Below are 8,375 nucleotides of genomic sequence, written 5' to 3' on the forward strand. Positions count from 1 at the left end.
GGACCAGCGCGCGACCCAGCCACCGGCGCGGTACTGCTCCAGGAAGCCCTGCACCAGCGCACCTGCATCGTCCTTGGTGAACAGCGCATACGCCGGCCAGGTGGTGCGGAAGGTATCCCAGAAGCCGTTGTTGACGTACACCTTGCCGTCGCGGATCGGGGCGAAGCTGCGCGTGGCGCTGCCGTCGGTGTTGTCATCGGCGGCACTGGCCTGGCTGGCGTAACGCCAGTCGGGCGCGGCGGCGGTGCCGGCGTTTTCATGGCCGGCGTTGGGGTACAGGTACAGCCGGTACAGGCTGGAATACAGCGTGGTCTTCTGGTCGTCGCTGGCATCGCCGATGTCGAACGGCGCCAGGCGCGCATCCCAGGCGTCCTGCGCGCGTGCGGCCACGCGCTCCAGGTCGTCGCTGGCGGACAGTTCCAGTGCCAGGTTGTGGCGCGCCTGTTCCAGGGAGATCAGCGACGTGGCGATGCGCATGTTTACCCGGCGGTCGTTGCCGGCATCGAACTTGATATAGCCGGTGGCACGGCCGGTGTCGATCTGCCCGCTGCTGCGCCAGGGTTTGTCGAAGCTGGCCACCACGTACATGCGGGTGGCGCCGTTGGACAGGCCGCTGCGGGTATCGGTATAGCCGGACAAGGTCTGCGTGGCGGCGTCCAGGGTCAGCCCGCCGCGCGCGTCGACGTTGTCGAACAGCAGGTTGGCGTCGCCTTTTTCGGGGAACTCGAAGCGGAACAACGCGGCGTGGTCGGTCGGGGCGATCGCCGCGGCGATGCCATTGTCGAAGCGCACGTCGTAGCGATACGGTCGGGCCAGTTCATTGTCGTGGGAGAACGCCAGCGCACGCTTGCCGCGGTCGGCCTCGGGCACGCCGCGGCTGGCCGAGGGCATCACCTGGAAGGTCTGGCGGTCGCCCATCCACGGGCTGGGCTGGTGGCTGAGCGCCAGCGCCTGCAGGCGCGGCCGGTTGCTGGCATCGTTCTGCTCGTTCCAGCGGTACAGCCAGTTCAACGCGCCGGCATCGGTGACCGGGGTCCAGAAATTGAAGCCGTGCGGCACCGCCGTGGCCGGGAAATTGTTGCCGCGCGAGAACGTACCGTTGGCCTGCGTGCCACGCGTGGTCAGCACCCAGTCCGACGGCCGCTGTGGTGCGATGCGCGGCTGCGCGTCCAGGCGCACGTCGTCGATCCAGCCCGACACCGGCGCGCCGACGGCGCTGGCCACCTGCAGTTCGACACCCACCACGCGGCGTCCGCGCAGCGCAGCGACCTCGCCCAGGCGCACCGATTTGCGTGCCCACTGCTGCGGGTACAGCGTTTTCGAATCGCCCTGCGCGGTCGCACCCAGCGCCACCCCGTGCTGGTCGCGCGCGCCGCTGGCCGAGACCCGGCTGCCGTCGTCCAGCACCAGGTCCAGCGAGACATAGGTGGAGGCCACGGTGTCCGCGCCGACGATCTCCGGCAGCACCAGCCAGCTCAACGCGGTGTCGGCCTCGATGCGCATGTCGGTATCGAACAGGCGCCGCTGCTGGGGGCCACCGGCGCTGGCGTAGTGCAGCGCGTGCAGGCCGGTGTAGCCGACGCCGGCCTTGGCCGCATACGGCGCGCGCGGACCGTTGCCGATTTCGATCTGCAGCGCTTGCTTGCCGACCGAGGGGATCGGCTGGCCCGGCTCGAAGGAGGTCTGCAGGCCCTGGCCGAACGCGGGCAGGGCGAGCGAGGCACAGGCCACGGCGAGGGCAAGCGGCAGCATGGCGTGGCGGGCGGGGCGCGGAACGGGCAGGGACATGCAGGGAACTCCCGGGTAGGGCAGGCGGCAGGCAGAGCCCGCATCGGCGACCACGGCAGACAGCATCACCCCGGCCGCCAGCGGCGGACAGGAGGGCGATGCAGGTCCGGCGGGGGACGGGCCATGCGATCGGGGCAGGAATCGAACCGGTCCGATGCTGCAACAGGCATGGGGACGCTGGCAAGTGCCATTTAGTTCGATCCAAACACTGGAAAACCGCTAGATCCCTGCGCGGTTGACAGTCACTTTGGATCGATTTAAAAAGAACGGTGCAGTTTCCCGGCAATGCGCGCCGCCCTGGCATGCCACGTTCGCCCGCAGCGGCGATGCCGCAGCGCCGGGTGCTAGAATCGATACCTTCGCAATTCCTTTGTGTGTCCACGCCATGAGCCATACCGCCACTGCGCCCGCCAACGCCGAGAAGCGCTACACCGTGCATCGCGCCGACCTGCCGCTGAGCTGCCCGACTCCGGAAATGGCGCTGTGGAACTCGCACCCGCGCGTGTACCTGCCGATCGAAGACGAGCCCAACTGCGAGGCCAAGTGCCCGTACTGCGGCGCCGTGTTCGTGCTGGCCGACTGAGCCGCGGCTGCGTCCGTGCGCCGACTGACCGTGGTGCAGCTGCTGCCGGCGCTGCACTCCGGCGGGGTTGAACGCTCCACCCTTGAAATCGCCTCCGCCCTGGTTGCCGCCGGCCACCGGGCCATCGTCGTGTCTGCCGGTGGGCGGCTGGTCGAACCGCTGCTGGCCAGCGGTGCCGAACACCTCACCCTGGACATCGGGCGCAAATCACTGCTCACCCTGCGCCACGTGCTCAGCCTGCGCCGGCTGTTCGTCGAGGTCGGGGCGGACATCGTGCATGCGCGCTCGCGGCTGCCGGCGTGGCTGGGCCTGTACGCGTTGCGCAACCTGCCGCCGGCACAGCGCCCGCACTGGGTCACCACCGTGCACGGGTTGAACTCGCCGGGCCGCTACAGCGCGGTGATGACCAGCGGCGAGCGCGTCATCTGCGTGTCCAACAGCGTGCGCGATTTCGTCCAGACCCACTACCCTGGCGTACCGGCCGAGCGCCTGCAGGTGATTCCGCGCGGCGTGGACGTGGCCCAGTTCCCGCGCGTGGCGCGCAACGACCGCCGTGCACGGCTGGCCGTGGCCGAACAATACCCCCTGCTGGGCACTGATGCCCCGCTGCTGCTGTTGCCCGGTCGCGGAACCCGCCTGAAGGGCCACCGGCATGCGTTGCAGTTGATCGCCGGCCTGCACGCGGCGGGCGTGCCGGCCAGACTGTGGATGCCCGGCACCCGCGAGCCCGGCCGCGAGGCGTACGTGGCCGAGCTGGAGGCGCAGGCGCGCACGCTCGGCATCGGCGATGCAGTGCTGATGACCGCGCCCACCACGCGCATCGCCCAGGCTTATGCGGCCAGCGATCTGGTGCTGCAGGTGTCGGACAAGGCCGAGGCCTTTGGCCGCACCGTGCTCGAAGCGCTGTCGGTGGGCCGCCCGGTTCTCGGCTGGAACCACGGCGGCGTCGGTGAGTTGTTGACGCAGCTGCAACCGTCCGGTGCGGTAGCCTTGCACGACAGTGCCGCCCTGCTGGCGCGCGCGCAGCAGCTGCTGCGGCAACCGCCCAGCCTGCCCACGCGGATTCCTTTCACCTTGCAGGCGATGCAGCGTGACACGCTCCAGCTCTATACCTCGCTCGCCGGCTGAGCCGGCCCTCGCGCCTGACTCACCCGGCTCCCGTGCGGGCTACTGGGCGCCGTGGTGGGTGCTCGCCTTCGTGGCGCTGTGGCCGTTGCCGGGCATCGCCGAGACCGTGCTGGTGTTGGGAGCCCTGTACGCGGCCGTGCGCATGGTGCAGCTGCGCATGCAGGGCAAACAACGCCTGTTGAGCGCACCGGCGTGGGCGCTGACCAGCATCCTGTTCCTGGGCTACTGGCTGCCACAGGCGTTCTCCGCCTTCGATGCCATCGACCCGGCCACCGCATGGCGCAAGACCGCCGCCGGGCTGCGCTATCTGCCCTTCATGTGGCTGGTGGCGATCGCCGTGGCCACGCCGCAGCGGCGCCGCCTGACCCTGGGCGGCATCGCGCTTGTCGCCGCGATATGGACACTGGACGCACTGGCCCAGGCGGCGTTCGGTACCAGCCCGTTGTTCTGGTCGATGGACCAGCTCAAATGGGCGATCAGCGGCCATGGCCTGTGCAGCGTGCAGGAAGTGGCGGCGGCCGACCGGCTCAGCGGCGTGCTCGGGCCGTGCAATCTCAAGTTCGGCCAGGTGCTGGCCAGTCTCTCGCCGTTCCTGCTGTTCGCCGCGGCGCGGCGCGGGGGGCTGTGGGGCTGGGGGCTGGCCACCGCGGCAGTGGGCGTGGTGCTGGTGCTGGCCGGCTCACGCGCGGCGTGGCTGACCTATGCCCTGGTGGTGGTGTACTCGGGGTGGCGTCTGCTGGGCGCGCGCGCGTTGCTGGCCTGCCTCGCTGTCGGTCTGGTTGCGGCCGTCGCGGTCGGGTTGGGTTCGGTGCAGGTTCGCGAGCGCGTGGCGCGCACGGCGATGGCGTGGGAGGGCGAGGGTGACGGGGTCAACCAGGCGTTGTCCGGGCGTGCGCAGATCTGGGAAGCCGCCGGCTGCATGATCAGCGAACACCCGGTCAACGGTGTGGGCGCGCGCGGCTTCCGCGATGCCTACCCGGCCTGCAATCCGGCGCCGCAGGCGCAGGAAGTGTGGGGCGAGGGCCCGGCGCTGCATGCGCACCAGATCGTGCTGGAGATCCTGGCCGAAACCGGCGTGCTCGGCCTGCTGCTGTGGTTGGCCGCCGTGGCCCAGGCCTGGCGCGCCTGGCGCTTCGCCCCGCTGGCGGCGCGCGAGCGCGCACGCCCGGCCATGCTGGCGCTGGCGGTAACCGTGTTTCCGCTCAACACCCACCTGGCGTTCTATTCCACCTTCTGGGGCGGGCTGACCCTGCTGCTGGCCGCGTTGTATGCGGGCAGCCTGCTGGCCAAAGACGAGGGGTAGCGCCACGCCCTGCGTGGCTGCACGCGTTCCCCGGTAGAGCCACCCCATGGGTGGCTGGTCTCCGATCCGCTGTCACACGCAGCCACCCGTGGGGTGGCTCTACCGGTGGGCACCGCGCAGCCACCCATGGGGTGGCTCTACCGCAGGGGGCCGGGTTACCGGTAATAATCGCTGCGGCCGCCCGGCTGGCGCTTGAAGCGGCGGTGGATCCACAGGTACTGGTCCGGCGCCTCGCGCACCATCGCTTCGATGGCCTGGTTGACGCGGGCGGTATCGGCTTCCACGCCCTCGCTGGGGAAGTTCTCCAGCGGCGCGCCGATCTTGAGGAAATACCTGCCGCCCTCGCGACGGTGGAAATACGGCACGACCGCGCAGCCGGTCATCCGCGCCAGCTGGTGCGTGGCGGTGATGGTGGCAGCGGTGTGACCGAAGAACGGCACGAACACCGTGTCCTTGCCGCGCATGTCCTGGTCCGGCGCATACCACAGGAAACCGCCCTTCTTGAGGTGGCGCACGGTGGCGCGGATGTCCTCGTTGGCGTACATCGCCTTGGCATAACGCAGCCGGCCGAACTTCACCGCCCATTCGTACACCGGGTTGCGGTGCTTGCGGTACATGCCCGACAGATCGACGTGGTCGCACAGCAGGCGCCCGCACATCTCCAGGGTCATGAAGTGGCCCGACACCAGCAGCACGCCACGGCCCTCTGCCTGCATGCGCTGCAGGTGTTCCAGGCCTTCAACCTGCACGTGCGGGCGGATGCTGTCGATGCTGCCCCACCAGGCGCGGGCGAACTCGAAGATGCCCACGCCCAGCGCGTCGAAGCTGTCGCGCAGCAGGCGCTGGCGCCACGCCTCGTCCTTCTCCGGGAAGCACAGCCGCAGGTTGACTTCGGCCGCGCGCCGGCGGCTGCCGGCCAGGCGGTAGGCGACGGTGCCCACGCCGCGGCCCAGTGCGCGCTGCAGCATCCACGGCAGCCGGGCGACGCCGAAGGCGGCGAACATGACGGCGAACATCGGCCAGTTGCGCGGATCGCGCAGGGACGGGCGGGTAGCGGTGGAAGCGTTATCTGACATGCCCTCGATTCTAAAGGATGCATCCCGGCAGGCCCATCACGGCGGCACGGGATGCCTTCCCCGCGCCGCTCCCGTATCCTCTGCGCATGCGCAAAAGCCCTGTCGAATGGATCCTGCGCGGCCTGTACTCGGCCGTGCTGTACCTGTTGCTGCCGATCACCGTGTACCACCTGGTCTGGCGCGGGTTCCGGGTGCGCGAGTACTTCCGCCGCTGGGACGAGCGCTACGCCTCCTATCCGCACTCCAGCGGCCAGCCGCGGGTGTGGCTGCATGCGGTGTCGGTGGGCGAGGTCAACGCGGCGGCGCCACTGGTCAACGCGCTGCGCGCGCTGCGCCCGGACATCCGCTGGGTCATCACCACCATCACCCCGACCGGCTCGGAGCGCGTGCGCGCGCTGTGGGGCGATGCGCTGGACCATGTGTACCTGCCCTACGACGTGCCCGGCAGCGTCGGCCGCTTCCTCGGCCACTTCAAGCCAAGCCTGGCATTGATCCTGGAAACCGAGTTGTGGCCGAACCTGCTGTTCGGCTGCCGCGACCGCGGCATCCCGGTGTACATCCTCAATGCGCGCCTGTCGGCTCGCTCGCTGCGCGGCTACCGGCTGCTGAGTGCGTTGATCGGCCGCGCGCTGCGCACGGTGACCTGCGTGGCCGCGCAGTCGCAGGACGACGCCGAACGCTTCATCCACCTCGGCGCGCTGCCCGAACAGGTGCAGGCGCTGGGCAACCTCAAGTTCGATATCGCCGCGCCCAACGTGCAGGACTTCGTCGCGCAATTCCATCGGCTGGTGCCCGCCGATCGCCCGGTGTGGATCGCCGCCAGCACCCACGAAGGCGAAGAACAGGCGACCCTCGACCTGCACCGACGCCTGCGCGAGGCGCTGCCGGGCCTGCTGCTGTTGTGGGCGCCGCGCCACCCCGAGCGTTTCCCGCGGGTGGAAGCGCTGGCCCGCGAACAGGGCTGGAAGGTCGCCACGCGGCGCCAGCAGCAGTGGCCGCAGGCCGACACCGACGTGTTCGTGATCGATACCCTGGGCGAGCTGATGTCCTTCTACGGCTGCGCGCAGGTCGCCTTCGTCGGTGGCAGCCTGCAGGCCATCGGCGGGCACAACCTGCTGGAGCCGGCGGCGATGGGCACCGCGGCGGTCACCGGGCCGCACCTGCACAACTTCGCCGAGATTTCCCGCCGCATGCGTGAGGCCGGCGCGGTGGTGATCGCCGAGGATGCGCAGGGCGTGGGCGATGCACTGCTGACCCTGCTGCGCGATCCGCAGGCGCGCGAAGACATGGCGCGCGCCGGCTGCATGCTGGTGAGCAATGGCCGCGGCGCGCTGGAACGCACCGTGGCCCTGATCGCCCCGCACCTTCCACCGCCGGTGGAATGAACGGCCGATCGCCGGTTCACGCCGCCGCTGCAACCAGCAGATCGCCCAGGAACAGGTAAGCGAAACCGAAGTAGATGAACACCCCGATCAGATCCATGATCGAGGTGATCATCGGCGAGGACAGCGTGGCCGGGTCGGTGCCGATGCGACGTGCGGCGAAGGGCAGCAGCGCGCCGATGACGCCGCCGAGCGCGGTGCACACCAGCATGCTGGAGCCCACCACCAGCAGCACATCGATGCCCACGCCCTTGCTGAAGTACGCCAGGATGGCTTCGAGTACCGCGATGGTGACGCCCAGCGCGGCCGCCACCGGCAGCTCGCGTCTGATCACGAACCACACATCGGCCCAGCTCAGTTTCAGATCGCCCAGTGCCATGCTGCGGATCACCAGCGTGGCCGACTGGCTGCCGGTGTTGCCGCCCATGTCCACGATCGGGGCGATGAAGGCGGCCAGCACGATGACCTGGGTCAACAGTTCTTCCTGTGCAGCCACGAAGGTACTGGTGGCGATGCCGAAGCAGGTCAGGATCGCCAGCCAGAACACGCGGACGCGGAACATCTGCTTCAGCGGCGTGTTGCGCACGTCCAGGTCGGTGCCATGCGCGCTCAACGTTCCGCCGAAGCGCGCCAGCTGCGAGGCGTCCTGCTCCTTCTCGATGTCCATCGCATCGTCGACGGTGACGATGCCGATCATGCGCCCGCCGTCGTGGAGCACCGGCAGCGCCAGCAGGTCGTAACGGCGGATCCGTTCGGCGGCCTGCAGGCGCGGCCAGTGCGCCTGGGCGAAGACCGGGTCGGCGTGCATGATCGTGCTGATCAAGGTGTCCGCATCGGCCAGCACCAGATCGCGCAGCGAGACGCTGCCACGCAGCCGTAAGGTGTCGTCGAGCACGAAGACGATGTTGACGGTTTCCTTGTCCAGCGCGGTGGCGCGCAGGTGCGCCATCGCCTCGGCGACCGTCATCTGTGGCGCTACCCAGGCGTAATCGGAGGTGGTCGCCGAGCCGACGGTATCTTCCGGATAGGCGGCCATCTTCAGGATGTCGTCGCGCTCGACCCTGGTCAGTGCGGGCAGCAACGCCTTTCTGGCATCGTCGCCGAGGCGGTTGAAG

Annotated in this window: 7 protein-coding genes; 4 read left to right on the top strand and 3 right to left on the bottom strand. The window is 69.5% G+C overall.

What is annotated here, in order from left to right; all coding sequences use genetic code 11:
• Window positions 1-1,788, bottom strand: a 1,788-nt coding sequence (locus RTO53_RS18225; RefSeq protein ID WP_312239122.1) for a glycoside hydrolase domain-containing protein, incomplete at its 3' end; no start/stop codon positions are given.
• A 385-nt stretch (window positions 1,789-2,173) separates the two neighbouring features.
• Here RTO53_RS18225 and RTO53_RS18230 point away from each other — a divergent pair.
• From RTO53_RS18230 to RTO53_RS18240, 3 genes are read left to right on the top strand one after another with little or no spacing between them, the layout of a single operon-like run.
• Window positions 2,174-2,371, top strand: coding sequence for a zinc-finger domain-containing protein (locus tag RTO53_RS18230; RefSeq protein ID WP_312239123.1), 198 nt, complete (start codon window positions 2,174-2,176; stop codon window positions 2,369-2,371).
• Between the two features lie 15 nt (window positions 2,372-2,386).
• On the top strand, window positions 2,387-3,499 hold the full coding sequence (locus RTO53_RS18235) for a glycosyltransferase (protein WP_312239124.1): 1,113 nt from the start codon (window positions 2,387-2,389) through the stop codon (window positions 3,497-3,499).
• Window positions 3,480-4,802, top strand: coding sequence for an O-antigen ligase (locus tag RTO53_RS18240; protein WP_312239128.1), 1,323 nt, complete (start codon window positions 3,480-3,482; stop codon window positions 4,800-4,802). The genes RTO53_RS18235 and RTO53_RS18240 overlap by 20 nt, the downstream gene beginning before the upstream one ends.
• Window positions 4,803-4,957: 155 nt before the next feature.
• Here RTO53_RS18240 and RTO53_RS18245 read toward each other — a convergent pair whose 3' ends face one another.
• Window positions 4,958-5,878, bottom strand: a complete 921-nt coding sequence (locus tag RTO53_RS18245; protein ID WP_312239125.1) for an LpxL/LpxP family Kdo(2)-lipid IV(A) lauroyl/palmitoleoyl acyltransferase — start codon at window positions 5,876-5,878, stop codon at window positions 4,958-4,960.
• 86 nt (window positions 5,879-5,964) lie between these two features.
• On the opposite strand from RTO53_RS18245, the gene waaA reads away from it, so the two are divergent.
• Window positions 5,965-7,263, top strand: a complete 1,299-nt coding sequence (waaA, locus tag RTO53_RS18250; protein ID WP_312239126.1) for a lipid IV(A) 3-deoxy-D-manno-octulosonic acid transferase — start codon at window positions 5,965-5,967, stop codon at window positions 7,261-7,263.
• Window positions 7,264-7,279: 16 nt separating this feature from the next.
• Here waaA and mgtE read toward each other — a convergent pair.
• A partial coding sequence (gene mgtE, locus RTO53_RS18255) for a magnesium transporter (protein ID WP_312239127.1) occupies window positions 7,280-8,375 on the bottom strand: 1,096 nt, incomplete at its 5' end.

Source organism: Stenotrophomonas sp. (assembly GCF_031995405.1).
GTDB lineage: Bacteria > Pseudomonadota > Gammaproteobacteria > Xanthomonadales > Xanthomonadaceae > Stenotrophomonas.